The sequence below is a fragment of the Pseudomonas sp. P179 genome, from assembly GCF_000478485.2.
Taxonomy (GTDB): Bacteria; Pseudomonadota; Gammaproteobacteria; order Pseudomonadales; family Pseudomonadaceae; genus Pseudomonas; species Pseudomonas aeruginosa.
Genome location: NZ_KI517354.1, coordinates 1308905 through 1335243, shown reverse-complemented (window position 1 = coordinate 1335243; position 26339 = coordinate 1308905). Strand labels below are relative to the sequence as shown.

At 64.7% G+C, this 26339-nt stretch carries 25 protein-coding genes and 1 pseudogene; 23 read left to right on the top strand and 3 right to left on the bottom strand.

What is annotated here, in order from left to right:
- Positions 1 to 151 precede the first annotated feature (151 nt).
- On the top strand, positions 152 to 4132 hold the full coding sequence (gene hrpA / locus HMPREF1224_RS18825; protein ID WP_003105494.1) for an ATP-dependent RNA helicase HrpA: 3981 nt from the start codon (positions 152 to 154) through the stop codon (positions 4130 to 4132).
- A gap of 72 nt (positions 4133 to 4204) precedes the next feature.
- On the opposite strand, the gene phoA is transcribed toward hrpA, so the two are convergent.
- A complete protein-coding gene (phoA, locus tag HMPREF1224_RS18820) occupies positions 4205 to 5635 on the bottom strand; it encodes an alkaline phosphatase (protein ID WP_003160752.1) in 1431 nt (476 codons plus the stop codon).
- A 204-nt stretch (positions 5636 to 5839) separates the two neighbouring features.
- Between phoA and HMPREF1224_RS18815 the strand changes: the two genes are divergently transcribed.
- The 8 genes and pseudogenes from HMPREF1224_RS18815 to HMPREF1224_RS44125 all read left to right on the top strand — a co-directional run bounded on the left by HMPREF1224_RS18815 (position 5840) and on the right by HMPREF1224_RS44125 (position 13654).
- Positions 5840 to 6277, top strand: a complete 438-nt coding sequence (locus HMPREF1224_RS18815; protein ID WP_003160751.1) for an HIT family protein — start codon at positions 5840 to 5842, stop codon at positions 6275 to 6277.
- 228 nt (positions 6278 to 6505) lie between these two features.
- Entirely contained in the window at positions 6506 to 8572 is a 2067-nt protein-coding gene (gene tssI, locus HMPREF1224_RS18810) for a type VI secretion system Vgr family protein (RefSeq protein ID WP_010793248.1), read from the top strand.
- Between the two features lie 9 nt (positions 8573 to 8581).
- Entirely contained in the window at positions 8582 to 9397 is an 816-nt protein-coding gene (locus tag HMPREF1224_RS18805) for a toxin Tle1 chaperone Tla1 (protein ID WP_003107607.1), read from the top strand.
- Positions 9394 to 9915, top strand: coding sequence for a Tli1a family immunity protein (locus HMPREF1224_RS45580; RefSeq protein WP_004351092.1), 522 nt, complete (start codon positions 9394 to 9396; stop codon positions 9913 to 9915). The genes HMPREF1224_RS18805 and HMPREF1224_RS45580 overlap by 4 nt, the downstream gene beginning before the upstream one ends.
- Positions 9900 to 10249, top strand: a pseudogene (locus HMPREF1224_RS45575) (DUF3304 domain-containing protein). The gene HMPREF1224_RS45580 and the pseudogene HMPREF1224_RS45575 overlap by 16 nt, the downstream one beginning before the upstream one ends.
- Positions 10246 to 10449 carry a DUF3304 domain-containing protein gene (locus HMPREF1224_RS44135; RefSeq protein WP_071543491.1) on the top strand — a complete coding sequence of 68 codons (204 nt, stop codon included), beginning with the start codon at positions 10246 to 10248 and terminating at the stop codon, positions 10447 to 10449. The pseudogene HMPREF1224_RS45575 and the gene HMPREF1224_RS44135 overlap by 4 nt, the downstream one beginning before the upstream one ends.
- Complete coding sequence (locus HMPREF1224_RS44130) at positions 10437 to 10988, top strand: Tli1a family immunity protein (protein WP_033875117.1); 552 nt, start codon at positions 10437 to 10439, stop codon at positions 10986 to 10988. The genes HMPREF1224_RS44135 and HMPREF1224_RS44130 overlap by 13 nt, the downstream gene beginning before the upstream one ends.
- A gap of 530 nt (positions 10989 to 11518) precedes the next feature.
- On the top strand, positions 11519 to 13654 hold the full coding sequence (locus HMPREF1224_RS44125; RefSeq protein WP_010793247.1) for a T6SS phospholipase effector Tle1-like catalytic domain-containing protein: 2136 nt from the start codon (positions 11519 to 11521) through the stop codon (positions 13652 to 13654).
- Between the two features lie 38 nt (positions 13655 to 13692).
- Here the strand turns inward: HMPREF1224_RS44125 and HMPREF1224_RS18800 are convergent, their stop codons facing one another.
- Positions 13693 to 14106 (bottom strand): hypothetical protein, encoded by a 414-nt coding sequence (locus HMPREF1224_RS18800; protein ID WP_003104441.1) that lies wholly within the window; start codon positions 14104 to 14106, stop codon positions 13693 to 13695.
- A 79-nt stretch (positions 14107 to 14185) separates the two neighbouring features.
- Here HMPREF1224_RS18800 and HMPREF1224_RS18795 point away from each other — a divergent pair, with 79 nt between their 5' ends.
- Entirely contained in the window at positions 14186 to 14689 is a 504-nt protein-coding gene (locus tag HMPREF1224_RS18795) for a cysteine hydrolase family protein (protein ID WP_003119669.1), read from the top strand.
- Between the two features lie 3 nt (positions 14690 to 14692).
- Here HMPREF1224_RS18795 and HMPREF1224_RS18790 read toward each other — a convergent pair whose 3' ends face one another.
- The gene (locus HMPREF1224_RS18790) at positions 14693 to 15208 is read right to left on the bottom strand and encodes an ankyrin repeat domain-containing protein (RefSeq protein WP_003091630.1); all 516 of its coding nucleotides are present in this window, start codon (positions 15206 to 15208) and stop codon (positions 14693 to 14695) included.
- 490 nt (positions 15209 to 15698) lie between these two features.
- Here HMPREF1224_RS18790 and HMPREF1224_RS18785 point away from each other — a divergent pair, with 490 nt between their 5' ends.
- From HMPREF1224_RS18785 to HMPREF1224_RS18725, 13 genes are all read left to right on the top strand, one after another.
- The gene (locus tag HMPREF1224_RS18785) at positions 15699 to 16820 is read left to right on the top strand and encodes a beta-ketoacyl-ACP synthase III (RefSeq protein WP_003104436.1); all 1122 of its coding nucleotides are present in this window, start codon (positions 15699 to 15701) and stop codon (positions 16818 to 16820) included.
- A 2-nt stretch (positions 16821 to 16822) separates the two neighbouring features.
- Positions 16823 to 17434, top strand: a complete 612-nt coding sequence (locus HMPREF1224_RS18780) for an RNA polymerase sigma factor (protein ID WP_003104434.1) — start codon at positions 16823 to 16825, stop codon at positions 17432 to 17434.
- A complete protein-coding gene (locus tag HMPREF1224_RS18775; protein WP_003091627.1) occupies positions 17428 to 17667 on the top strand; it encodes an anti-sigma factor family protein in 240 nt (79 codons plus the stop codon). Before HMPREF1224_RS18780 ends, HMPREF1224_RS18775 begins: the two co-directional genes overlap by 7 nt.
- A 405-nt stretch (positions 17668 to 18072) precedes the next feature.
- Positions 18073 to 18387 carry an HvfA family oxazolone/thioamide-modified RiPP metallophore gene (locus HMPREF1224_RS18770; protein ID WP_003091625.1) on the top strand — a complete coding sequence of 105 codons (315 nt, stop codon included), beginning with the start codon at positions 18073 to 18075 and terminating at the stop codon, positions 18385 to 18387.
- 18 nt (positions 18388 to 18405) lie between these two features.
- Positions 18406 to 19260 carry an HvfB family MNIO-type RiPP peptide maturase gene (locus HMPREF1224_RS18765; RefSeq protein ID WP_003104429.1) on the top strand — a complete coding sequence of 285 codons (855 nt, stop codon included), beginning with the start codon at positions 18406 to 18408 and terminating at the stop codon, positions 19258 to 19260.
- Complete coding sequence (locus tag HMPREF1224_RS18760) at positions 19257 to 19991, top strand: HvfC family RiPP maturation protein (RefSeq protein ID WP_003114075.1); 735 nt, start codon at positions 19257 to 19259, stop codon at positions 19989 to 19991. The genes HMPREF1224_RS18765 and HMPREF1224_RS18760 overlap by 4 nt, the downstream gene beginning before the upstream one ends.
- 2 nt (positions 19992 to 19993) lie before the next feature.
- Complete coding sequence (locus HMPREF1224_RS18755) at positions 19994 to 20584, top strand: HvfX family Cu-binding RiPP maturation protein (RefSeq protein WP_003119673.1); 591 nt, start codon at positions 19994 to 19996, stop codon at positions 20582 to 20584.
- A 246-nt stretch (positions 20585 to 20830) separates the two neighbouring features.
- A complete protein-coding gene (gene oprO, locus HMPREF1224_RS18750) occupies positions 20831 to 22147 on the top strand; it encodes an outer membrane porin OprO (protein ID WP_003104423.1) in 1317 nt (438 codons plus the stop codon).
- A gap of 458 nt (positions 22148 to 22605) precedes the next feature.
- A complete protein-coding gene (gene oprP, locus HMPREF1224_RS18745; RefSeq protein ID WP_003122437.1) occupies positions 22606 to 23928 on the top strand; it encodes an outer membrane porin OprP in 1323 nt (440 codons plus the stop codon).
- Between the two features lie 168 nt (positions 23929 to 24096).
- Positions 24097 to 24396, top strand: a complete 300-nt coding sequence (locus HMPREF1224_RS18740; protein WP_003091621.1) for a hypothetical protein — start codon at positions 24097 to 24099, stop codon at positions 24394 to 24396.
- Between the two features lie 125 nt (positions 24397 to 24521).
- Positions 24522 to 25334, top strand: a complete 813-nt coding sequence (locus HMPREF1224_RS18735) for an SDR family oxidoreductase (RefSeq protein WP_003091619.1) — start codon at positions 24522 to 24524, stop codon at positions 25332 to 25334.
- Between the two features lie 232 nt (positions 25335 to 25566).
- Positions 25567 to 25989 carry a hypothetical protein gene (locus HMPREF1224_RS18730; protein WP_003091617.1) on the top strand — a complete coding sequence of 141 codons (423 nt, stop codon included), beginning with the start codon at positions 25567 to 25569 and terminating at the stop codon, positions 25987 to 25989.
- Positions 25986 to 26315: a YnfA family protein gene (locus HMPREF1224_RS18725; RefSeq protein WP_003111657.1), complete on the top strand. Its 330-nt coding sequence runs from the start codon at positions 25986 to 25988 to the stop codon at positions 26313 to 26315. Before HMPREF1224_RS18730 ends, HMPREF1224_RS18725 begins: the two co-directional genes overlap by 4 nt.
- Positions 26316 to 26339: the final 24 nt, after the last annotated feature.

Genomic DNA, 26339 nt, shown 5'->3' with positions numbered 1-26339 from the left:
GTCGGCCGTATCGCGGCAGCGAGCGTTAACCGGGATTCGTCCTCTTCCGCTCAAATCTGCGACAATTCCGAATATTTTTCGCCTCGGCAGTGGCCGGAGCTTCTCCCGTCCTCCGCGACTGCGGCACGCTCACAGCATTCGAAAAGCCTAGATGACCGACCAGACTCCTTCCCTTGACCAACTCGTCCGGCGCCTCGACCAGGCCCAGATCAGCGACCGCCACCGCTTGCGCCGGCAGCTCCACGAACTGCGCAAGCAGCCCGACGACGCGCGCCTGGCGCAGTGGGTCGAGCGCTTCCAGACCTCCTGCGCCAAGGTCGAGGCGCGGCGCGCCAGCGTGCCGGCGATCCGCTACGACGACAGCCTGCCGATCGCCGCCAAGCGCGACGAGATCAAGGCCGCTATCGCCGCCCACCAGGTGGTGGTGATCGCCGGCGAGACCGGCTCGGGCAAGACCACCCAGTTGCCGAAGATCTGTCTGGAGCTGGGTCGCGGCATCCACGGCCTGATCGGCCATACCCAGCCGCGTCGGCTGGCGGCGCGCAGCGTGGCGACGCGGGTCGCGGAAGAGATCGGTACGCCGCTGGGCGCGCTGGTCGGCTACCAGGTGCGCTTCGAGGACCAGAGCGACGACAGCACCCTAGTCAAGCTGATGACCGACGGCATCCTCCTGGCCGAGACCCAGCACGACCGCTACCTGGAGCGCTACGACACGCTGATCGTCGACGAAGCCCACGAGCGCAGCCTGAACATCGACTTCCTCCTCGGCTACCTGAAGACCCTGTTGCACCGGCGTCCGGACCTGAAGCTGATCATCACCTCGGCGACCATCGACCTGGAGCGTTTCTCCCGGCATTTCGACGGCGCCCCGGTGATCGAGGTTTCCGGCCGCACCTATCCGGTGGAGACCTGGTACCGGCCGCTGGCGGCGGAAACCGACGAGGAGGGCAACCGGGTCGAGGACGACTTGTCGGTGGACCAGGGCATCCTCGCCGCCCTCGACGAGATCGCCGCCCACGAACGCGAGGTCGGCAAGCGGCCCGGCGACGTGCTGGTGTTCCTCCCCGGCGAGCGGGAGATCCGCGACGCCGCGGAGATGCTGCGCAAGGCCAACCTGCGCCACACCGAGGTGCTGCCGCTGTACGCGCGACTGACCCCGGCCGAGCAGCAGAAGATCTTCCAGCCGCGCCCGGGACGCAAGATCGTGCTGTCCACCAACGTCGCGGAAACCTCGCTGACGGTGCCGGGCATCCGTTACGTGATCGACAGCGGCACCGCGCGGATCAGCCGCTACAGCTACCGCGCCAAGGTCCAGCGGCTGCCCATCGAGGCGGTGTCGCAGGCCAGCGCCAACCAGCGCAAGGGCCGTTGCGGACGGGTCGAGCCGGGCATATGCGTGCGTCTCTACAGCGAGGAGGACTTCAACGCGCGTCCGGCCTTCACCGACCCGGAAATCCTCCGCACCAACCTGGCCGCGGTGATCCTGCAGATGCTGCACCTGCGCCTCGGCGACATCGAGGCGTTCCCCTTCATCGAGCCGCCGGACGGCAAGGCGATCAAGGACGGCTTCACCCTTCTGCAGGAACTGTCGGCGGTCAACCGCGAAGGCCAGCTGACCCCGCTGGGGCGCCAACTGGCGCGCCTGCCGATCGACCCGAGGCTGGGCCGCATGCTGCTGGAGGCGGCCCAGCAGGGTAGCCTCGAGGAAGTGTTGACGGTGGCCAGCGCGCTGTCCGTGCAGGACCCGCGCGAGCGTCCGGTGGAGCGGCAGCAGGCCGCCGACCAGGCGCACGCGCAATGGAAGGACCCGGATTCCGACTTCGCCGCGCTGATCAATCTCTGGCGTGGCTTCGAGGAGCAGCGCCAGGCGCTGGGTTCCAATGCCCTGCGCAGCTGGTGCCGGAAGAACTTCCTCAACTACCTGCGCCTGCGTGAGTGGCGCGACGCCCACCGCCAACTGACCCTGATCTGCCGCGAACTGAAGCTGCCGTTCGGGCGTCCGGCCAAGGCCGAGGCGCGCAAGCCGGAGGCGAAGAAAGGCGCGTCGGCCGACAACGAACGCGAGGTACCGGGGATCGATTACGCGGCGGTCCACAAAGCGATCCTGTCCGGCCTGCTCAGCCAGATCGGGCAGAAGGCCGAGGAAGGCGACTACCTCGGCGCTCGCCAGCGACGTTTCTGGATCCATCCGTCCAGCGGCATCGCTCGCAAGCGCCCGCAATGGATCATGGCCGCGGAACTGGTGGAGACCACCAAGCTGTTCGCCCGAATGGTCGCGAAGATCGAGCCGGACTGGCTGGAGCCGCTGGCTGGGCACCTGATCAAGACCAACCACTTCGAGCCGCACTGGGAGAAGCGTCGCGGCCAGGTGGTGGCGTTCGAGCAGGTCACCCTCTACGGCCTCATCGTCATCGGTCGACGTCCGGTGCACTACGGTCCGATCGACCCGCCGGTGGCGCGCGAGCTGTTCATCCGCGAAGGCCTGGTGCGCGGCGAGATCAACAGCCGCGCCAAGTGCCTGAGCGCCAACCGGCAGTTGCTGGAAAAGCTCGACGAGCTGGAAGCCAAGGCACGCCGGCGCGACATCCTGGCCGACGAGGAAACCCTGTTCGCCTATTACGACGCGCGCCTGCCGGCGGACATCTACCAGACCGCCAGTTTCGAGAAATGGTACGCCCGCGAGCGGCAGAATCAGCCGGACCTGCTGCTGATGCGCGAGGAAGACGTGCTGGCCCGCGAAGCCAGCGAAGTCACTGCGGCGCAGTACCCGGATCGCCTGCGCCTGGGCGACCTGCACCTGTCGCTGAGCTACCAGTTCGAGCCCGGCACCGCGCGCGACGGCGTCACCGTGCGGGTACCGGCGCCGCTGCTGCCGCAATTGCCGGCCGAACGCATCGACTGGCTGGTGCCCGGCCTGCTCTACGACAAGGCGGTGGCGTTGGTGCGCAACCTGCCGAAGGCGATCCGCAAGAGCTTCGTGCCGGTACCGGACTTCGTCCGCGCCGCCCTGGAGCGCATCACCTTCGGCGAAGGTTCGCTGCCGCAGGTGCTGGGCCGCGAGCTTCAGCGCATGACCGGCGTGCGGGTAGCCGACGAGGCCTGGGCCGAGGCGGCGACGCAGTTGGACGATCACCTGCGGATGAACATTGAGGTGGTCGACGCCCAGGGCAAGTTCCTCGGCGAGGGCCGCGACCTGGCCGAACTCACCGCGCGTTTCGCCGAAGCCAGCCAGGCGGCGCTGGCGATACCCCAGGCCGACAAGGAACAGCAGCGTCCGGTGGAGGCCAAGGCCTTCGCCAGCGTCGCCGAGAAGGCCCAGCAGAAGGTCGCCGGATTGTCGATGACGGTATACCCGGCGCTGGTGGAGGAGCAGGGCGAGGTCAAGGAAGGGCGCTTCCCGACCCAGGCCGAGGCCGACTACCAACACCGCCGCGCCCTGCAACGACTGCTGTTGCAGCAACTGGCCGAGCCGGCCAAGTACCTGCGCGCCAAGCTGCCGGGGCAGACCGAGATGGGCCTGCTGTACCGCGAGCTGGGACGGGTCGAGGCGCTGGTCGAGGACATCCTCCTGGCCAGTCTCGACAGTTGCGTGCTGCAGGGCGAAAGCCTGCCGCGCGACGGCGCCGCCCTGGCCGCGCTGGCCGAGCGCAAGCGCGCTGCCTGGAACGAGCACGCCGAGCGCCTGGCACGCCTGGTGCTGGATATCCTCAAGCTCTGGCACGGCCTGCAGAAGCGCTTCAAGGGCAAGGTCGAGCTGGCCATGACCGTGCCGCTGAACGACGTCAAGGGCCAACTGGCCAACCTGGTGTATCCGGGGTTCGTCCGCGCCACCCCGCTGGAGTGGTTGAAGGAGTATCCGCGTTACCTCAAGGCCATCGAGCAGCGCCTGGACAAGGTCGCCGGCCAGGTCCAGCGCGACCGGGTGTGGAGCGGCGAGCTGGGCGAACTCTGGGCGCAATACCAGGCGCGCCTCGCCAAGCACGCCCAGGAAGGCAAGCGCGACGCCGAGTTGCAGGTGTATCGCTGGATGCTGGAGGAGTACCGGGTCTCGCTGTTCGCCCAGCAACTGGGAACCCGGCTGCCGGTCTCGGACAAGCGCCTGGCCAAGCAGTGGAGCCAGGTCGAGGGCTAGTTCCAGGGATACCGCGCGAAATGAAAAAGGCGCGCCGGTCGAAACCGGCGCGCCTTTTTCGTTCTGGTCCGATCAGTCGCGCAGGTTCAGTGCGCGACGGATGGTGAAGAACAGGTCGGTCTGGTCGGTCAGGCCGGTGACATTGGCGGCCTGCGGGCCGTAGGCGGCGATGCGCAACTGGGTGCCGGTGTGCTCCTGGGAGCCTTCCTCGGAGTTGCCGTAGCTGATCGCCAGCGGCGCGCCGTCCTTGGTCGTGAGCAGTTGGGTCAGCCCCGGCGCGGCGGTTTCCGGCGGGATGATCTGGCTGGAGTGGGCGTGGTCGGCGGTGACGATCACCAGGGTCTCGCCATCGGCCTTGGCGAAGGCCAGGGCCTTCTGCACGGCTTCGTCGAGGTCGACGGTCTCGCCGATCTGGCCGCACGGATTCGCGGCATGGTCCTGCTTGTCGATGGACGCGCCCTCGACCTGCAGGAAGAAGCCGTTCGGATTGTCCTTCAGCAGCTCGATGGCCTTGCTGGTCATTTGCGCCAGGGTCGGGATGTCGGCGGTGCGCTTCGGGTTCGCCTCGCAGCTCACCGCCGGCTGGTTCAGGTTGCCGTGGTAGGTGGCGGTCGGACCGAGCCAGCGCACTGGCATGTTGCCCGGCGCGAACAGGCCGATCAGCGGCTGCTTCTGGTTGGCGCGGCGCACGGCTTTCAGCTCGTCGAGGTCCTCGACGATCCGGTAGCCGCGGGCTTCGGCCTGGGCGCGGAGGGTCTTGCCGGCATAGCGGCCAGCCTTGGCGGTTTCCGCGAAGGTCGCGGCGCCGCCGCCGAGAACCACGTCAGGGCGGGTCTTCAGCCACTGCTCGGTGATCGAGCCGGCGCCGCCGTTCTCCAGGGCATTGCTCGGGCACTGCTTGCTGGTGGCCTCGGGACCGTAGCACTTGCGAGCGGTGACGTGGGCGAGCAGGGCGGCGGGGGTGGCGTCCTGCAGCTCGGCGGTGGAGACGTTGCCGGTGGCCTTGCCGTTGAGCTTGGCCAGCTCCAGCAGGTTGCGGTGCGGCTGTTCGTGGATATCCACGCCGATCGCGCCGTTGTACGACTTGACCCCGGTGGTCCAGGCGGTGGCGGAGGCGGCGGAATCGGTCACGTAGTCCGGCAGGCCGCTGTCCTTGTGCAGGGAGTAGTGGGTGTACTGGCCGGTCAGCGGCAGCGCATCGATACCCTTGAAGTAGCCGCCCGCGCCGCGCGCGTAGTTGCGCGCCACGGTGATCTCGGAGTCGCCCATGCCGTCGCCGATCAGCAGGATCACGTTCTTCGCCTTCTTCTTCGACAGCGACTGCTTCAGGGCCTGGGTCAGGTCCTGCTCGACGCGCCGTGCGCCGCCGTACTCGCTGAGTTCGCCACGGGCCTGGCGGTTGAACAGCGACGGATCGTCCTGGCGCGCCTGGGCCGGCAAGGCGCTGCCGAGCACGGCCATGGAGACGGCAAGAGAGAGGGCGAGGGGATAACCTGGGGTCATGACGCATTTCCCTATGTTGAGGAGGTGGCTGTGCGAGACGGCAGGGCCATCCGGCGAGTGCTACGAAAGTAGGGAAGGGTGATGACGGGCTTGTGACAATTTCTTTCGAAGTGTGTGGCGCGCGCGACGCATCACGTCGTGACGAGCGGGGAGCGAGCCGGTATGGTGCGCAGGTCTATTCCGGTTCGTTCAAGGAAAGCCTCCATGAGTCTGCACGGCGTTTACGATTCCCAGAACATCTTCGCCAAGATCATTCGCGGCGAAGCTCCCTGCTACAAGGTCTACGAAGACGAGGACGTGCTCGCCTTCCTCGATCTGTTCCCGCAGTCCTACGGGCATACCCTGGTGATTCCCAAGCACGCCGAGGCGCGCAACCTGCTCGAGATCGATGCGCAGAACCTGGCCAAGGTCATGGCCGTGGTCCAGCGCCTGACCCGCGCCCTGGTCGAGGAGGTGCAGCCGGACGGCGTGCAGATCGCCCAGTTCAACGGCGCCCCTGCCGGGCAGACGGTCTTCCACATCCATTTCCACGTCATCCCGCGCTTCAGCGGCGAGAATCTCGGCATCCATGCGGCGAAGCAGGGCGACCCGGAAGTGCTCGCACAACTTCAGGAGCGTTTGGCGCAGCGTCTGCAAGGCTGATTGCGCATGGGCCGGCCCGGTTCGGGGGCGGTCCTTCGCTCGTCGGATTTTTCTGAAATATTTTGTTACATACTGTCGAGGGTCAGGCGCGCCGCGGTTTTCCGGCGATGTGCGCAACAATTTGCACAGTTTTTTTGACGTAGCATCCGCGACATCCCGCTCTTCGGAGCGACCACGGCGAACAGGGACGCCAGCCGTGCAGGTTTTTCGAGCAACAGGGGACAGCGGATGTTCAACCCGGCCAACCAGACCCACTTCAGCCTCACCCTCGACGGCCTCCGCCACGACCTGCAGGTCCTCGCCTTCAACGGCCACGAAGGCATCAGTCGCCCCTACCGTTTCGAACTCGAACTGGTCGGAGAGCGCGCCGGCCTCGACCTCGAAACGTTCCTCCACCGGCCCGCCTTCCTCGCCTTCACCCCGCAGGGCCAGGGTGTCCACGGCCTGGTCTACGGCGCTGCCCAGGGCGATGCCGGCAAGCGCCTGACCTGCTATCGCCTCACCCTCGTCCCGCACCTGGCCTACCTCGCCCAGCGCAACAACCAGCGGATCTTCCAGCACCTCACGGTGCCGCAGATCGTCGCCCTGGTCCTCGAGGAGCACGGCATCCTCGCCGACGCCTACCGCTTCCAGCTCGGCACCCGGTATCCCGAGCGCGAATACTGCGTGCAGTACGACGAAAGCGACCTGCATTTCGTCCAGCGCCTCTGTGCCGAAGAGGGCATCCATTTCCATTTCCGGCACAGCGCCGAGGCGCACCTGCTGGTGTTCGGCGACGACCAGACGGTGTTCCCCCGCCTGGGCCGTCCCACCGCCTACGTGCACGACAGCGGGCTGGTCGCCGACGAACCGGTGATCAAGCGCTTCAGCCTGCGCCTGGCCAGCCGCACCACGCGCACCACCCGCCGCGACTACGACTTCGAGAAGCCGCGGCTGCTGCTGGAGGCCGGCAATCGCCCCGCTGCCGACGCCCCGGCCGAGCCGGACCTGGAGGACTACGACTACCCCGGTCGCTTCGTCGATCGCCAGCGCGGCAAGCTGCTCAGCCAGCGCGCCCTGGAGCGCCACCGCGCCGACCGGCGCCTGGGCGAAGGGGTCAGCGACCAGCCGCTGCTGGTCAGCGGGCACTTCCTGGAGATCGCCGAGCACCCGCGCGCGGAGTGGAACGACCTGTGGCTGCTCAGCGAAGTCTTCCACGAAGGCAAGCAGCCGCAGGTGCTGGAAGAGAACGTTACCTCCGACACGTCGGCCAGCACGGACGACTTCCAGCAGGGCTACCGCAACCGCTTCCTCGCGACGCCCTGGGAGGTGTTCTTCCGCCCGCCGCTGGAGCACCCGAAGCCGCGCGTGCTGGGCAGCCAGACCGCGGTGGTGACCGGCCCGCCAGGCGAGGAAATCCACTGCGACCGCTACGGCCGGGTCAGGGTGCAGTTCCACTGGGACCGCGAGGGCCAGGGCGACGATAAGAGCAGTTGCTGGCTGCGCGTAGCCAGCGGTTGGGCCGGCAACGGCTATGGCGGCATCGTCATTCCGCGGGTCGGCATGGAAGTGCTGGTGGACTTCCTCGAAGGCGATCCCGACCAGCCGCTGGTCAGCGGCTGCGTCTACCACGCCGCCCACCCGGTGCCCTACGAGTTGCCGGCGAACCAGACCCGCAGCGTCTTCAAGAGCCTCAGCAGCCCTGGCGGCGGTGGCTACAACGAGCTGCGCATCGAGGATCGCAAGGGCCAGGAACAGATCTTCGTCCATGCCCAGCGCGACTGGGACGAGAACATCGAGCATGACCAGAAGATCCGCGTCGGCCACGAACGCCACGACACCGTGGAGGCGAACAGCTACAGCGAGTTCAAGGCCGAGGAGCATCACACCGTGCACGGAGAGCGCAAGGTCGAGCTGAAGGCCGATGACCACCTGACGGTCGGCGACAGCCAGCACGTGAAGCTCGGTCGTGCCTACCTGGCCAGGGCCGGGCGCGAGATCCACCTGAAGGCCGGGCAGAAGATGGTGATCGAGGCTGACAGCGAACTGACGGTGAAGGCCGGCGGCAGCTTCATCCGGCTCGACGCAAGCGGCATCGCCATCAGCGGCCCGCTGGCACGGATCAATGCAGGCGGTGCGCCGGGAAGCGGCTCGGGGATCGCGATCAAGATGCCGCGGGTGCCGGGCATGGCCGACCAGGACAGCTCCGGCGCGCCACCCGAGGCGGTCGCGGCCAACCTGCCGCCGCGGCAACCGGTCTGCGAAGAGTGCCTGCTACAGGCGAAGAAAAGAGGCCAGGCGCTCGCCGAGCGCTGAGGAACCGCGATGACGCCGAACCCCCGCCATTGGGCCCGTGAGCTGTGGCAGCGCTCCCGCGATCGCGGCTTGCAGACCCACATCGATGTATTGGTCGATGCCACCGGGCTGGACGACTATCCCTTGCTCGCCGAGCATGCGCGGCAAAGCGATCCTCCGGCGCTGTTCAAATTGCTGGAGCAAACCCCGGAGGCCGCCCTGGCCGACGAGGGCCCGCTGCTGCTGCGCCTGGAAGACGGCCACGCGGCCTGGCTGGACGAACTGCTCGAACGCATCGACTGCCGCCGCCACCTGATGCTCCTGTTCAGCCCCTGGCCGTTGCCGCGCCTGGGCGAGCACCTGCGCAGCTGCACCCAGGCCGAGTGGAACCAGGGTCGTTCCAGCGGCGTACTGCGTTTCTACGAGCCGGGCCTGTTCATGGCCGTCAGCGACATGCTCGATCCCCGGCAGAGCCGTTACCTGCATGCCCCGGTTTCCAGCTGGCACTGGCTGGACCGCGACGGCCGGCCGAGGGCGCTGGCCGGTCATTACCAGGCCCACGAGACGCCGCCGCTGCAAGCGGCCCTCCGCCTGGAAGCGCACCAGGTCGCTGCCTTGCGCGCCTGGAGCGAGGCCGAAGCCTACCGCCGCGAATACTTCGTGCTGCCCCGCGAGCATGGCCTGGGCAGCCAGGAAAGCCTGCTCCAGCATCTGGTCCAGGCGCACCTGGCCGCCGACCGCCAGGGCTTGCAGGACTTCGACCAGCGCGATGCCTTCGTCGCCCAATGGCTACGCGAACAGACCCCCGGCCCCGGCTTTTCCCCGGCGGGAACGAGTCGCGCATGAACGGGCGCGGCATCGGCCTTCCCGCCCTGCTTCCGGGGCCCCTGCTGGCCGCGAGCTGCCAGAGCGGGCCGGACATGCTGGCGGCGCCGGTGATGGGTTACAACCATACGTCCGCGGCGATCAATTGGTTTTCGGTGAATGGGGCGGGTGGACCGCGTTTAGGCCCTTATCAGGGGGATGGTAGCCAGGTTTGTTGCGGAGTGATTCCAAAGAAGTGGAATCCAAATTTGAAAGCTGTCGTGGAATGGGAGAAAGATCCCAAACCGCACGCCGCTATAAGGCGAGATAAATATGGACGGCTGGATAAAGATGATTACTTGAGACATGCCTCAAGCTACACCCGACACAAGATGATCGTGGATATACCTAGATATAGTGAAAAAATATGCCTGTTGCAGGTGCATTTCCTCCCGTGTGACCAGGTCGCGGTCTCAACAACCTATTACAGCCAGGGGCATCCAGAGTACCCAGATAGAAAGTATTTTCAGAAGAGAGAGCCTTCATGCAAAAGCTCTTGAATGCAAAGGGGTTAAGGACACCTGATTGGCTGATTGCTTTACTGATAGGTTTTTTGTTTTTACAAGCGTGTCAGGCAGGCTCTGATATGGTGTCTACTCCTATCGGAGGATACAACCATACTTCGGCGGCTATTAACAGATTCAGTGTAAATGGTGCTGGCGGATTAAACCTTGGTCCATTTCAGGGGGAGCATGGCAGGTATGTTGTGGTGTCGTTCCTAGAGTTTGGAAGTCGGGCTTGAAGGCAACCGTAGAGTGGGAGGTAGTTCCTGAGCCAGGGGCTTATAAATACTGGCCGGAAAGATATTTTCAGATGGCTGGAGAAAACGTATGAGAGAGCATGGGCTCTTGTATGTTCGTCATAAGGAAGCCGTCGATATACCTCCTTGTGATAGTAAGGAGATTTGTTCGCTAAAAATACACTTTCTTCCATGTGATAAGGTTGCTACTTCAGCTGCCTGTTATACGCCGTTTCATCCTGAATATCCGAATAAAGGTTACTTTGATATGAGGGGTATGTCATGCAGAAGTTGATGAGTTTGATCTGTGTGGGAACTAAAAAGTCCATTGGGTTGGTGGTTTTTCTCAGCACCTTCTTTGGGCTGGTGGCATGCCAGGCTGGGCCTGAAGTGCTGTCTGCACCTGTCATGGGTTACAACCATACTTCGGCGGCGATTAACGAATTTACGGTGAATGGTGCCGGGGGGCCAAACCTGGGCCCTCATCAGGGCGGAGGTGGGCAAGTATGTTGTGGCGTGATTCCAAAGTACTGGGTGCCGGGTTTGGAGGCGATTGTAGAGTGGGAAATTGATCCTAATCCTAAGGCTGAGCTAAAGCGAGATCGGTACGGGAGTCTGGATATGCAGGACTATCGACGACATGCTAAAAATTACACGCATCACAAGGCGGTTGTTGAAATACCTAGGTATGAAAGGCCTGGGCCGATAAGAGTTCACTTTCTGCCTTGCAATCAGGTTCGTGTAACTGCTGCGGCCACTTCTCCGGGGTACCCTGGATATCCTTATAACTATCCGATGGTTATGGAGAGAGTGGCAGAATGTCCGAAGAAATAAATGTCTTGCGAGAAGATATTCGTGTGACTGTCAGTGTTGCTCCTGAATTTCCGAAGGAAAGGCTTCTTCCGCTTGAGCCAAGTGTTCTCTCTAAGAATATAAGTCGGCAGGTAAAAGAAGAGCGGAAGTATAATGAGGAAAAAATCAAGCGGGATAGGGAGGGTGGCGGAGAAAGCAGTGGAATACCTTGTTGTAAAACTCTGCATGTGAGCATAGGCTATGATGGCACTAATAATAATGATCGGGCTGATGGTGCATCATTGTCGCCTTCTAGAAGTAATGTGGCAAAGCTATTTCATGCTTCTGTCGGAGAAGGCTCCGTGCAGGAAGGGTTGGGTTTCTTTCGATATTACTGCCCTGGGGTTGGTACGGTATTTCCAGATATTCGGGAATATACTCCGTCGAGTCTCGGTTTGATTGCGGCGGCAGGTGGGGAGAACAGAGTAAACTGGGGAATAACCCGCTTGGTTGATGTTTTGCAAGGAACGCTTACCCCAGAAAGTCCTCTTCTGCTAGATGAGTCTCAAACAATGATTAAGAACATGGCAACCAATGGAATTGCCAAGGTTCTAACCGGTGGGTTGTTGGAGAACGGCGAGAAAAAACGCCGAGCTGCCTTGGAGCCAAAACTCAAGGAACTGGAGGAAAAGCTTCGCCAGCGTCAGGACTCAGGGCAGAAACCGCATATCCTGGCCATGCGTTTGTATATCTATGGATTCTCCCGTGGGGCGGCGGAGGCACGAGCCTTCGCCAACTGGCTGCAGGAGCTGACTCGGGCCAGCGGTGCCGATGGCCGGGTGGAATATCGCTTCGCCGGCCTGCCGATCTCCATCGAGTTCCTCGGCCTTTTCGATACCGTGGCGGCAGTTGGACTGGCGGATAGCGCGCCGTTCGCCGCCGGACATATGGATTGGGCCGACGGCACCATGCGGCTGCCCGACGAAGCCCAGGTTCAGTGCCTACCGACCACATTGCCGGAAGACTGCGCTTTTCTGAAACGTTGCGTGCATTTGATCTCATGCCATGAGCAGCGTGCCAGTTTTCCGCTGGATTCGATCCGCCGTCGCGACCTGGATGCCAACGGACGTCGTACGGGGCCTTCCTGCTATCGGCAGGGTACGGTGGAATATGCATACCCTGGTGTTCACTCGGATGTTGGAGGGGGTTATGGCGTTGGCAACCAGGGTAAGGCGGTGGGAGGTTCGGAATTCCTGCTATCCCAGATAGCGCTGCAGCATATGTATGCGGAAGCTTTTGATGCCGGTGCTCCTTTGCAGGTTCCCAAATCAGCCGTTCATCCGGACTTTCATGAAGTCTGGCGGGAGATGACGCCTGAAACCGAAGCGGAGTTCAGCGTCTCCGAAGAACTTGCCACCCGTTTCAACGCCTGGCAGGCCCAGGCCAAGGCCGGCCCCCTGGAAGAGGTGATCCGTCGCGAGACCGCGTTGATCACCGCCTGGCGCATCGACCGCTATGCCGGCGGGCTGCGCAACAAGGCGTTCTTCGCCAATGTCCCGCCGGACATGCCGGAAGCCCAGCAGAAGGCCTGGGAGGCCCTGCACAAGCGGCGTAGCCGGGAGTACGCGGCCGCCCAGCAGGGCGAGCCGCTCCCGCCGATGAGCGCCGCCGAACAGGCGGAGTGGGATCGCAACGTGGCGCTGATCGGCGGCGAGGACAAACTGCGCGACCTGCGGGTGGAGAAGCAGTTCGATCCGCCGCTGGACCAGCGCCAACTACTCGGCGCCGCCGCCGAGTTCGCCCATGACTACAAGGGCGACTGGGGCGTGCTCGACGACGGCATGACGGTGGGCGGAGTGATCGACCTGCTGCTCGGCGGCACCGTATTCCTGATCAACGAGGAAGACGAAGCCGAGGAATACAGCCAGATCCACCGCGACGGCAGCGCGCGCTACCACCAGTTGTTCAGCGCTCCCGACCGGGTGGCGCCGGGCCAGGAAAAGCTGGTGGCGCTGTTCGATGAACAGGTGCACGACTCCCGCGCCTGGTTCATGAACACTTCGGCGATAGGCCCGCGAGAACCCTTCACCGACTACTTCCGCTATCGCCTGGTGCATTTCGACAACGAGTCGAACAAGCGGCTCTCGGTACTGGCCACCGCCGGGCGGGTGGTAGGCGTAGGGGTGATGCTGGCCAGCGTCGGCCTCAGCGTCAAGCGTCGCGATCCGCGGATGCTGCTCGGGCTGTTCCTGCCATCGCTGGCGCGTCCGCTGCTGAGCGGCAAGGTCGGCCTGCCGGAGATCAGCGCCTTCGACCCGCTGACCGGGATCGCCTTGCCGATGGTCGGCGGGGCGGCGCTGGACAACCTGCGGGCCTTCACCTGCGAGCCTGGCGACAAGGTCGAGCAGATCGGCCAGTTGCCGCCACCGCCGCCGCTGGCGGTCGCGGCGGTGCAATCGCCCGCATTGCAGCAGGTGCTGCTGGCTCAGCAGACCGTGGAGGCGCTCAACGCGCGCGACCTGGGCAGCCTGGCCGGGCTGGTGGCCAAGGCCGAACTCACCCAGGCGCCCGCGGCGGCGACGCCGGCCTGGCTCGCCGAGGCGAAGCAGGCCTTGCAGGACATGGGTACGGAGCAGGCGCAACCGCCGGACCCCGGCTCGGCGCCGGGCTGGCTGCAGCGCGGCAAGGACCTGATGGAATCGCTTTGAACCTCGACCGGCGAACGCGGCCGACCTGTCGCCCCGGATCATTCGGTGCGGATGTCGAACCCGCTGCTGGCCTCGCTGACGATACGGAAGCGCGCGTTGCCGTCCGCGGCGATCCGGGTTCTCAGCTCGCGGTTCAGCAGGCCCTTGCCGCAGAGAGTGTCGTCCTGGGTATCGATGCCGATACCGACCACATGCTCGCCCGCCGGCACCTGGAAGCTGGCTTCCTCGCCGACGCCGATGCGCGCGGCGACCTGGCGGTCGATAAGGAACGCCACGTAGCAGCCGCCGCCCAGGTAGCCATAGTCGCGGTGGACTTCCAGCCGGCCGCCACCGCTCACCGGTTGCTGGTAGCCGAGCAGGCGTTCGGCGGGGATCGCCCGGGTCTTCTCGGCGGGAACCGAGGAACAGCCGGCCAGGAGGAAAAGGATCGCTACGGCGTACATCGGGCGCATGAAGGCTCTCCGTCGAAAGGTTCCCTCAGGCTAGCCCAGTTTCGCTGGAGCGCGGAGCGACGGGGCGGAGTGGGCTAGAATGCCTGGCCTGTTCTTCCGGAGCCGACTACCGATGCGCCAGGCCCTGCTGATCGTCGACGTGCAACCCTGTTTCGCCCCGCCGGACTGGCTGCTGGAAGGCATCGGCCAACTGCTCGGGCGGATGCCCTCGGTGGCCAGCGTCGAGCGCCATGACGAATCCCGTACGCCGTTCCAGCGCCAGCTCGGCTGGCGACCGCCGCTCGACGATGCCTGCCTGGTGGCGGCCGACCGGGTCTTCGTCAAGCATGGCTACCTGCCGACGGCGGAACTCGTCGACCATCTGCGTGCGCTGCGAGCGGAACGGGTGCTGGTATGCGGCATCCAGGCCGACACCTGCGTGCTCGCCGCCGGCTTCGCCCTGTTCGACGCCGGCCTGCAACCGACCCTGATCGGCGACCTGGTGCTCGGCTCCTCGCTGGATCGCTCGGGGGAGCTGGGTGTGCGCCTGTGGAAGCATCATTTCGGCCAGGTCGTCAGCCTGGCCGAGGTGCTGGCGGATTGAGGCTCAGTGGGGCCGGCTGAGCAGCGCGACCGTGGCCTCGGCATTCATCATCCGCGCTGCCGCCAGCGGCGTCAGCCCGGCGGCGTCCTGGGCGTCACGACGGGCGCCGTGGGCCAGCAGGCTGGCGGCGACCTCGGCCTGGTTGAACATGGCCGCCATCATCAGTGCGGTCTTGCCGTCGGCCGAGGCGCCCTCGACGTCGGCGCCGCCGGCGAGGAGCAGTTCGACCATCGCCAGGTCGCCCTTGAACGCAGCGCCGGCCAGCGGTGTCTGCCCGGCCAGGTTGCGCAGGTCCGGGTCGGCCTTGTAGGCCAGCAGCAGGCGTACCGTGTCGGCGTGGCCATGGTAGCTGGCCAGCATCAGCAGGCTGTCGCCCTTGTGGTTGCGCAGGTTCGGCGGCAGGCCCTGTTGCAGCAGTTGCTCGAGGCGCTGGCTGTTGCCCTGGCGGGCCAGGTCGAACAGCTGGTGGACGAACTCCTGGGTTTCCATATCCAGTTCTGGACGAGGGCTATCGGTCATGGGGCTGCTTCCTTGTGAATACCGGGTTTGCCGAATGATAGGCGGCCTTGCCGAGGTGGGCTGTTGAGCATTGCCTATGGGGCGGGTTGGCAAATTCAATCGATGGTTGGGGTGGGAAGGTGCCAGCCTGCTGTGACCGGAAGCCGGCCTGGTTGCGTCGTCTTTACAGTTCGATACGGATATCGGTGGCGAAAACGGGGAAAATAAACCGATCGTGCGCCTATCGGCTGTGCCCGGCGCGCACTCTGGAATATCCTTGGCGCCTTCGATACCACTGAGCGGTGCGCGCGCTTGCCGAAGCGAGGCGGTGGCACACTGCGCAATGGCCGACCTTGCCCGGGCCCTGTACGAAAGCGCGTCGCCAACGTCTTTTCGTAGAGCGCCCGGCATCGCCGCGAGCGAACCCGTTTCCGGTGCCGGCCCCAGGCGGGCACCGCTATGCCTAATCGGCCCCGTTCGACGGCGGCCCAGCGAGAGAAGAGGAACAACTGTGCATAAAGCCGTCATCAGCGGAACCGGTCTTTATACTCCGCCCTACAGCATCTCCAACGATGAGCTGGTGGAGAGCTTCAATACCTTCGTGCGCCAGTACAACGACCAGCACGCCGAGGCCATCGCCAAGGGCGAACTGGAGGCGCTGGCCGAGTCCAGCTCGGCGTTCATCGAGAAGGCGTCCGGCATCAAGAGCCGCTTCGTGATGAACAAGGAAGGCATCCTCGACCCGCAGCGCATGGTTCCGTACCTTCCCGAGCGCAGCAACGACGAGTGGTCGATCCTCTGCGAGATGGCCGTGGCCGCCGCCAGGGAGGCGCTGCAGCGTGCCGGCCGCAGCGCCGCCGACATCGACGGGGTGATCGTCGCCTGCTCCAACCTGCAGCGCGCCTACCCGGCGATCGCGGTGGAGGTGCAGGCCGCGCTGGGCATCCAGGGCTACGGCTACGACATGAACGTGGCCTGCTCCTCGGCCACCTTCGGTATCCAGGCCGCCACCACCGCGATCCAGACCGGCCAGGCGCGGGCGATCCTGATGGTCAACCCGGAGATCTGCACCGGCCACCTGAACTTCCGCGACCGCGACAGCCACTTCATCTTCGGCGACGCCTGCACCGCGGTGATCGTCGAGCGCGCCGACCTGGCCGTGTCGAAGCACCAGTTCGACATCGTCAGCACCAGGCTGCTGACCCAGTTCTCTAACAACATCCGCAACAACTTCGGCTTCCTCAACCGCGCCGACGAGAGCGGTATCGGCAAGCGCGACAAGCTGTTCGTCCAGGAAGGCCGCAAGGTGTTCAAGGATGTCTGCCCGATGGTCGCCGAGCTGATCGGCGAGCACCTGGCGGCCAATGAAATCCAGGTCGCCGAGGTCAAGCGCTTCTGGCTGCACCAGGCCAACCTGAACATGAACCTGCTGATCACCCGCAAGCTGCTCGGCCGCGACGCCGAGGCGCACGAGGCGCCGGTGATCCTCGACAGCTACGCGAATACCAGTTCCGCCGGCTCGGTGATCGCCCTGCACAAGCACCAGGACGACCTGCCCAGCGGCGCCATCGGGGTGCTCAGCTCGTTCGGCGCCGGTTACTCGATCGGTAGCGTGATCCTGCGTAAACACTGATCGTGGCGGCGCCTACCGACGCCGAGCTGCTGCCGCGCCTGCTGGCCGGCGAGCAGCGAGCCTTCCGCGAGCTGGTTGGCGCCTACCAGGGCGCCATGCGGGCCGTGGCCTGGGCGATCATCGGCAGATCGCATACCGAGGAAGTGGTGCAGGACGCCTGGCTCGCGGCGGTTCGCGGGCTGGACGGGTTCCAGGGGCGTTCGAGCCTGAAGACCTGGCTGCTGACCATTACCGCCAATACCGCCAAGAGCCGCTTGCGCCAGGTTCGCCGGGAAGTTTTCCTCGACGACCTGCCGGGGCCCCATGGTACGGTGGATGACCAGCGCTTTGCCGCCGACGGTCACTGGAGCCAGCCGCCGCACGCCTGGCACGAGGATTCGCCGGAAGCCCTGCTCGCCGAGGGCGAACTGCGCGATTGCCTGGACAAGACCCTCAACGGTCTGTCCGAGCTGCAGCGCAGCGTGCTGACCCTGCGCGAACGCCAGGGCTTGGAGCTGGAGGAAATCCGTGATCTCCTGGATATCACGCTTTCCAATGTCCGGGTGCTGCTGCATCGCGCCCGCCTGAAGGTCTTCGCCACCCTGGAGCATTTCGAGGAGACCGGCCAATGCTGAGTTGCAAGGAACTGGTCGCCCGGTCCAGCGACTTTCTCGATGGGCAACTGGACTTCCGCGGACAACTGGCGGTGCGCAGCCACCTGCTCATGTGCCGGCATTGCCGGCGCTTCATCCGCCAGATGCGCCTGACCCAGGCGACCGTGCGCCATCTGCCGGAAGGGCAGGGGCCGGAACTCGACCGCCTGGCCGCGCATCTCTCCGAATTGCGCAAGGACGCCGCGCGGCGCTGAGCCGGGGTACCCTCGACACCAAGCCGCCGCCCGCGATTCGTGGGCGGCGGCTTTTTCGTTTCCGCTATCCGGCGTGGGCGAACCGAACCCGGCCTGGCATGGGTGGCTCTCCCTTCCGCGTGACGAGGTCGAGGAGTGTGGCTGGGCTTGGCGGATATCGCTGCGCGATATGCACCCTACGGAGGGGCGGCAATCCGTTTCGCTGGGCGAGCATCCGAAGTCGAGGAGAACGCCTGGGACCTGGCGAATATCGCCGACCGATATTTCTCCAGCAGGGGCAATCCCTGAGTTCAGGCAAAGGGACGGGAAATTTTTTTCGACTCCGCTGTAACGCCGTCAGGGGTGCTCCGTCCATTGGAGCGAGGACGCCATACCGGCGCCCGCTACCAACTTCAGGAGTTACCCATGAAAAAGATTTCCCTCGCTTCTTCCGTCGTCGGCGCTGCTCTGCTCGGCGTAGCCAGTGTCGGCGCGCATGCCGCGCAGAATCCCTTCGCCGTGCAGGAGCTGAGCAGCGGCTACAGCGTGGCTGCCGCCGAGAAAGCCAAGGAAGGTTCCTGCGGCGAGGCCAAGTGCGGTGCCGACAAGGGCAAGCGCGAAGCCTCCAAGGCAGGTCATGAAGGCAGCTGCGGTGCGGATCGCAAGGCCAAGGAAGGTTCCTGCGGTGGCGAGAAGAAGGCCGGCGAAGGCAACTGCGGCGCCGACAAGAAGAAGTCGTAAGGCCTGAGGAGACGGACCATGCAACGGGAATTCGTCAGCGGCGCCGGGCTAGGCCTGCGTCGCGCGCTGCTGGAGCCGCTCGGCGCCGGCGATGAGGTCCGGGTCGACTTCCTCGAGGTCGCCCCGGAGAACTGGATCGGCATCGGCGGCCGTCTCGGCCGCCAGTTCCGCGAGCTGACCGAGCGCCTGCCGTTCCTCTGCCATGGTCTGTCTCTCAACCTCGGCGGCTACGCCCCGCTGGACATGTCGTTGCTGCGCGCGATCAAGGGTTTCATCGAGCAGCATGACATCCGTGCCTACAGCGAGCACCTGTCGGCCTGCGCCGACGACGGCCAGCTCTACGACCTGATGCCGCTACCGTTCAGCGACGAATCGGTGCGCCGGGTCGCCGAACGGGTCCGGGTGGTACAGGACGTCCTCGAGCGGCCGTTGATCGTCGAGAACGTCTCGGCGTATGCGCGCTTGCCGGGCGAGCTGGAAGAGGTCGATTTCGTCCGCGCGGTACTGGAGGAAGCCGATTGCCAATTGCTGCTGGACGTCAACAACGTCTACGTCAACGCCTGCAACTTCGGTTTCGACGCCCACGCCTACATCGCCGCGATGCCCAGCCGGAGGATCGCCTACCTGCACATGGCCGGGCACGACGAGCAGGGCGCCAGCCTGAAGATCGACACCCATGGCGCGCCGGTCTGCGATCCGGTCTGGGAACTGCTGGCACATGCCTATGCCTGCCATGGCGAACGCCCGACGCTGCTGGAGCGCGATTTCAACCTCCCGCCACTGAGCGAGCTGTATGCCGAAACCGATCGCATCCGCGAGCTGCAGCGGCGCAGCGGTGAAGCGCAACTGCGCAGCCTGGGGTACGGCACATGAACCACACGACCTTGCAACGGCGTTTCGCCGCACGTATCCGCGATCCGCAGCAGGCCTTGCCGCCCGGCATCGCGACGGAGCGCATGGCGATCTACGAGGAACTGTTCTTCAACAACCTGGACGGTTTCATCAGCAGCGGTTTCCCGGTCCTGCGCCAGTTGTTCGACGAGCCGCGCTGGCATCGCCTGGTGCGTGCCTTCATGCGCGAGCATCGCTGCCGCACACCGTACTTCAGCCAATTGGGCGAGGAGTTCATCGGCTGGCTGCAGGACGGCTACCGCGCGGAGGAGGGCGATCCGCCCTTCCTGCTGGAGCTGGCTCACTACGAGTGGGTCGAGCTGGCCCTGTCGCTGGCCGAGGCGCCTGTCGAGACGCTGCCGCAGGCCTGGTCGTGGTCGCCACTGGCCTGGCCGCTGGCCTATCGCTGGCCGGTCCATCGCCTGGGGCCGAGCCATCGGCCGATGGAGCCGCCGGCCGAGCCGACCTGCCTGCTGGTCTGGCGCGATCCGGCGGAGCGGGTGCGCTTCCTGCACCTGTCGCCATTCGCCTATCGCCTCGCGCAGCGCCTGAGCGAGGAGGGCGAGGCGCCGGTGGCGCTGCTGCCGTTGTTGCGCGAGTTGGCCGGAAGCTGCGGCCTGAGCGCCGACGTGGAGTATTTCGAAAATGCCTTCGCCTTGCTGGAGGACTGGCACGCCCAGGGCATCCTCATGGGCGAGGGCGCTCTGGAGTGATGATGAAGACTGTCTTCCTGCGTTTACAGCATGCCCTCGACGTCACCCGTCGAGCGGATTTCCTCGCCCCGCTGGCGCTACGCCTGTACCTGGCGCCGGTGTTCTGGATGGCCGGCTGCCAGAAGCTGGCGGACATGCCGGCCACCATCGAGTGGTTCGGCAATCCCGACTGGGGACTCGGCCTGCCGTTTCCCGAACTGCTGGCCTGGCTCGCCGCGCTGAGCGAGGCCGGTGGCGCCGTGTTGCTGTTGTGCGGCCTGGCCGTGCGCTGGATCAGCCTGCCGCTGATGGTGACCATGCTGGTAGCGATCTTCGCCGTGCACTGGCCGAACGGCTGGCAGGCGATCGCCGATCCGTCCGCGCCGTTCGCCAACGCCCAGGTGCTGGAGGCTGGCGAGAAGCTGGCGCGAGCCCGGGAAATCCTGCGCGAATACGGCAACTACGACTGGCTGACGTCGAGCGGAAGCTTCGCCATCGTCAACAACGGCATTGAGTTCGCCGCGACCTACCTGGTGATGTTGCTCGCGCTGTTCTTCGGCGGCGCCGGCAAGTGGCTTTCTGCTGACTTCTGGATTGCTCAAAAATTGCGCTGAGATTTCTACCCATATCGAATAACCCGAAAGGCCCGTAGTAGAGGGCTTTTCGCGTTATTCGCATTGGAGATAAAAAGTTCCTCTGTAATGAAACATTTATCTCCATGCAATTTGGCTGCAATCTGCCATCGCCAAGATTCCCCCCAACACAAAGGGGCCGCCTTACGGCCAGCGCGGAACAAGGGGCGCGCTGTAGCCAGGCACTCGCGTGTTGCCAATGCACACACCATTAAGGGGAAATCTTCGATGATCCGTAAGCACTCGCTCGGCTTCGTTGCCAGCGCTCTGGCTCTGGCCGTATCTGCCCAGGCGTTCGCCGGCACCGTGACCACCGACGGCGCCGATATCGTGATCAAGACCAAGGGTGGCCTCGAAGTCGCCACCACCGACAAGGAATTCAGCTTCAAGCTGGGCGGTCGCCTGCAGGCCGACTACAGCCGTTTCGACGGTTTCTATACCAAGAATGGCAACACCGCCGACGCCGCCTACTTCCGCCGCGCCTTCATCGAACTCGGCGGCACCGCGTACAAGGACTGGAAATACCAGATCAACTTCGACCTGTCGCACAACACCGGCAGCTCCGACAACGGCTATTTCGACGAAGCTTCGGTCACCTACACCGGCTTCAACCCGGTCAACCTGAAGTTCGGTCGCTTCGACCCCGACTTCGGCCTGGAAAAGGCCACCAGCTCCAAGTGGGTGACCGCTCCCGAGCGTAACGCCGCCTACGAACTGGCCGACTGGATCAACACCCACCAGGACGGCATGGGCGCCCAGGTCAACTCGACCCTCGCCGACATGGCCTACCTGTCCGCCGGCGTATCCGCCAAGGACGCCGACGACAGCGACGGCGACAGCGTCAAGCAGTTCAACTTCCGCGGCGTGTTCGCGCCGATGCACGAAGCCGGCAATGTTCTGCATGTCGGCGTGAACTATGCCTACCGCGACCTCGACGACACCGCCTTCGACTCGCGCATCCGTCCGCGCCTGGGCATGCGCGGCATCGCCACCAGCGGCGGCAACGACGCCGGTGACAACGGTAACCGCGCGACCTTCGGCGGTGTCTCCAACTCGCCGGCCGGTTCCTACAAGGACGACAGCGTCTGGGGCCTGGAAGGCGCCTGGGCGATGGGCCCATTCTCGGCCCAGGCCGAATACCTGGCACGCAAGCTGAAGGCCGATGACAACGCCTACAAGGACATCAAGGCCAAGGGTTACTACGCGCAACTGGCCTACACCCTGACCGGCGAGTCCCGCCAGTACAAGCTGGAAGGTGCCAAGTTCGACTCCGTCAAGCCGGAAAACAAGGAAATCGGCGCCTGGGAAGTGTTCTACCGCTACGACAACATCAAGGTGGAAGACGACAACGTGGTCGCCGATACCGCCACTCGCGAAGTCGGCGACACCAAGGCCAAGGCCCACAACCTGGGCGTGAACTGGTACGTCAACGATGCGGTGAAGATCAGCGCGGCCTACGTCAAGGCGAAGACCGACAAGATCACCAACAACAATGGCGACGATGACGGCGACGGCTTCGTGACCCGTTTGCAGTACGTGTTCTAAGAAGCGACAACGATCTGCTCCTGTTTTCGGCCTCGCTCCGGCGAGGTCTTTTTAATCGCTTCCTTACCCGGTTGTGGCGATGTTGGCAGCCTGCAACCGGGTCTTTCTTTCGTTACAGGTCTACCCGCAGGTACTGGCAGGAATATCCGAAAGCCAGACGGTTATCGGCAGAAACTCTTGGTTTTCATTGCAGTCATGCAATCTTCGCAAGGTTGCCGTAATATATGAAACAAACTGTTACATCTGTCGCCCGGACCTGATGCCTCTAGGCCTGCGCCCTTATCCGACGGCCTCATCCAGGCGCTATCCGGCTGCCTGTCACAAAAGCTTTCGCGCTTTGCAGTCTCGCTGTCACAACCCATCCAGATGATCCCCCTCCAGCAGCGCCGGCCGGCGACAGAACCGGCCGTTTCCGCGCTGCTCAAGACCATTCGAAATCCGAACAGGGGACTTACCTGATGATTCGCAGACACTCGTGCAAAGGGGTGGGGAGCAGTGTTGCCTGGAGTTTGCTGGGCCTGGCGATTTCCGCGCAGAGCCTGGCCGGGACCGTGACCACCGACGGTGCCGACATCGTGATCAAGACCAAGGGCGGCCTCGAAGTCGCCACCACCGACAAGGAATTCAGCTTCAAGCTCGGCGGCCGCCTGCAGGCCGACTACGGCCGCTTCGACGGCTACTACACGAACAACGGCAATACCGCCGATGCCGCCTACTTCCGCCGCGCCTACCTGGAGTTCGGCGGCACCGTCTACCGGGACTGGAAGTACCAGATCAACTACGACCTGTCGCGCAACGTCGGCAACGACAGCGCCGGCTACTTTGACGAAGCTTCGGTCACCTATACCGGCTTCAACCCGGTCAACCTGAAGTTCGGCCGCTTCTACACCGACTTCGGCCTGGAAAAGGCCACCAGCTCCAAATGGGTCACCGCGCTGGAGCGCAACCTCACCTACGACATCGCCGACTGGGTCAACGACAACGTCGGTACCGGTATCCAAGCCAGCTCGGTGGTGGGCGGCATGGCTTTCCTCTCGGGCAGCGTGTTCAGCGAGAACAACAACGATACCGACGGCGACAGCGTCAAGCGCTACAACCTGCGCGGCGTGTTCGCGCCGCTGCACGAGCCGGGCAACGTGGTGCACCTGGGCCTGCAATACGCCTATCGCGACCTGGAGGACAGCGCGGTGGATACCCGGATCCGCCCGCGCATGGGCATGCGCGGCGTCTCCACCAATGGCGGCAACGATGCCGGCAGCAATGGCAACCGCGGTCTGTTCGGCGGCAGTTCGGCAGTCGAGGGGCTGTGGAAGGACGACTCGGTCTGGGGCCTGGAAGGCGCCTGGGCGCTGGGTGCCTTCTCGGCCCAGGCCGAGTACCTGCGGCGCACGGTCAAGGCCGAGCGCGACCGCGAGGATCTCAAGGCCTCCGGCTATTACGCGCAACTGGCCTACACCCTCACCGGCGAGCCGCGCCTCTACAAGCTGGACGGCGCCAAGTTCGACACCATCAAGCCGGAGAACAAGGAAATCGGCGCCTGGGAGCTGTTCTACCGCTACGACTCGATCAAGGTCGAGGATGACAACATCGTCGTCGACAGCGCCACCCGCGAGGTCGGCGACGCCAAGGGCAAGACCCATACCCTGGGCGTCAACTGGTACGCCAACGAGGCGGTGAAGGTTTCCGCCAACTACGTCAAGGCGAAGACCGACAAGATCAGCAATGCCAACGGCGACGATAGCGGCGATGGCCTGGTGATGCGCCTGCAGTACGTGTTCTGAGGCGCTCGGGCCCCGTCCGGCGGGCGGGGCTCGTTTCCGCAGGATGTTACCCGCGTCATGAAATTGCCTGGTGGATGTCCGGGCGGGCCGCCCAGCTTGACCCAGGGCACAGATCGCATGGCGGCATCTGGCTATGCTGGTCCCTCGGAAACGCTCTGGGAGGGACTGATGATCGGCTGGGGACGTGCCTGTATTGGCGTCGGGGGGCTGCTGTTGCTGGGCCAGTTGCTGGGGGGCGCCCTGCTGCTCGCGGACGACGGCGAAGCGACGCTGGCGGTCGAACACTTCTGGCAATTCGTCTTCCTGATCCCGGCGATCCTGGTGGCACTGGGAATGTTCGTCCTGCAGCATCACGTGGGTTCCTTCGCCCAGTTGTACCGCCGGCGTCTCGATGGCGCCTCCTACCTGCTGGTTTCCTGCGGCATCGCCCTGGTCCTGGGCAAGCTCTGCGTCCTGCTGCTCGCCTGAGCCCCTCGCGCGGCCCGGCATGTCCGGGTTTGCCCGAGGCATTCAGCTTCCTGATTTAGCCGGAGGGCGCTGAAACCCTTGGTTACACTGGCCTTCATCACACGAACAGGAAGGCAGGACCCCCTATGCAAAACCGCATGATGATCACCGGTGCCGGCTCCGGGCTGGGGCGCGAAATCGCCCTGCGCTGGGCGCGTGACGGCTGGCGCCTGGCGCTGGCCGACGTCAACGAGGCCGGCCTGGCGGAAAGCCTGAAACTGGTGCGCGAGGCGGGTGGCGATGGCTTTACCCAGCGTTGCGACGTACGCGACTACAGTCAACTGACCGCGCTGGCGCAGAGCTGCGAGGAGAAGTTCGGCGGCATCGACGTCATCGTCAACAACGCCGGGGTGGCCTCCGGCGGCTTCTTCGGCGAGTTGTCCCTGGAGGACTGGGACTGGCAGATCGCGATCAACCTGATGGGCGTGGTCAAGGGCTGCAAGGCCTTCCTGCCGTTGCTGGAGCGAAGCAAGGGCAAGATCGTCAACATCGCCTCGATGGCGGCGTTGATGCAGGGCCCGGCGATGAGCAACTACAACGTGGCCAAGGCCGGGGTGGTGGCGCTTTCGGAAAGCCTGCTGGTAGAGCTGGCGCTGGTCGAGGTCGGCGTCCATGTGGTCTGCCCTTCGTTCTTCCAGACCAACCTGCTGGACTCTTTCCGCGGCCCGAGCCCCGAGATGAAGCACCAGGTCGGCAAGTTGCTGGAGAGTTCGCCGATCAGCGCCGCCGACATCGCCGACTACATCCACGCCGAAGTGGCCAAGGGCAGTTTCCTGATCCTGCCCCACGAGCAGGCGCGGATGGCCTGGAGGATCAAGCAGCAGAATCCCCAGGCGATCTATGACGAGATGACCGCGATGGCCGGCAAGATGCAGGCCAAGCGTCAGCGCCAGGCCTGAGTGGAAATGGCTGCAGGCCAGCAGGGGCGCGGCTTTGCACCATTGCGGTGCGGCGCAGATAGTGCTTGCCCAAGGCGGTGCGATCGAGTAGCTTGAGTCACCGGCCTGCCTGCCGAAGTACGTTGGACCCCACAAGAAGCCTCGCTCATTTGCGAGGCTTTTTGCTTTTCCGCCCTCGCGCCCTGTGCTAGAAGGCTGCCTCTGCGAGTCCGTTCTGTTCTGGAGTACCCCTGTGGAGTCTGAATCCATCGTCTATGGCTGCATCCGCGACTGGCCGGGCGATTCGATGGAGCGGCGCATGCGTCGTGCCGCCAACCGCCGCGTGCTGGACAGCCTGCCGGGCGGCGAGGCCTGGCCGTTCCTCGGACGCGAGATGTTCAGCCGCTGCGAGCAGTCCGGGGCCGGGCTCTACCAGACCCAGATCATCCACTTCGGTGCCAGCTACCAGGCCATCGAGTACGAGTGGAGCCTGTGGGTCGAGCAGTTCGAGGCGTTGCTCAGGCGCCTCTACTGGGCCAGCGCGGTGGTCCACCTGGAGACCGAAGTGAACGGCAGCCATACCTTTCGCTGGGAGTCCGAGCGTGGCTTCCATACCCCCCAGGAGAGCGACCTGCAGGTCCGCTGCGCCTGGGAGCGGGAGGGCGGGCGGCGGTGATCAACTACTTCTGGTTCGTCCTCGCGGCGTTCTGCGAGATCGCCGGCTGCTACGCTTTCTATCTCTGGCTGCGGCTGGGCAAGAGCGCCCTGTGGGTGCTGCCCGGCCTGCTCAGCCTGACCCTGTTCGCCTTGCTGCTGACCCGCGTGGAGGCCAGCTACGCCGGCCGCGCCTATGCCGCCTATGGCGGCATCTACGTCGCCGCGTCGCTGTTCTGGCTGGCTTTCGTCGAGCGCTCGCGGCCGCTATGGAGCGACTGGCTGGGCGTGGCCTTGTGCGTGGTCGGTGCCAGCGTCGTGCTGTTCGGCCCGCGCCTGTCTCAGTGACTCAGGCGGGGTAGGTGGCGCGCC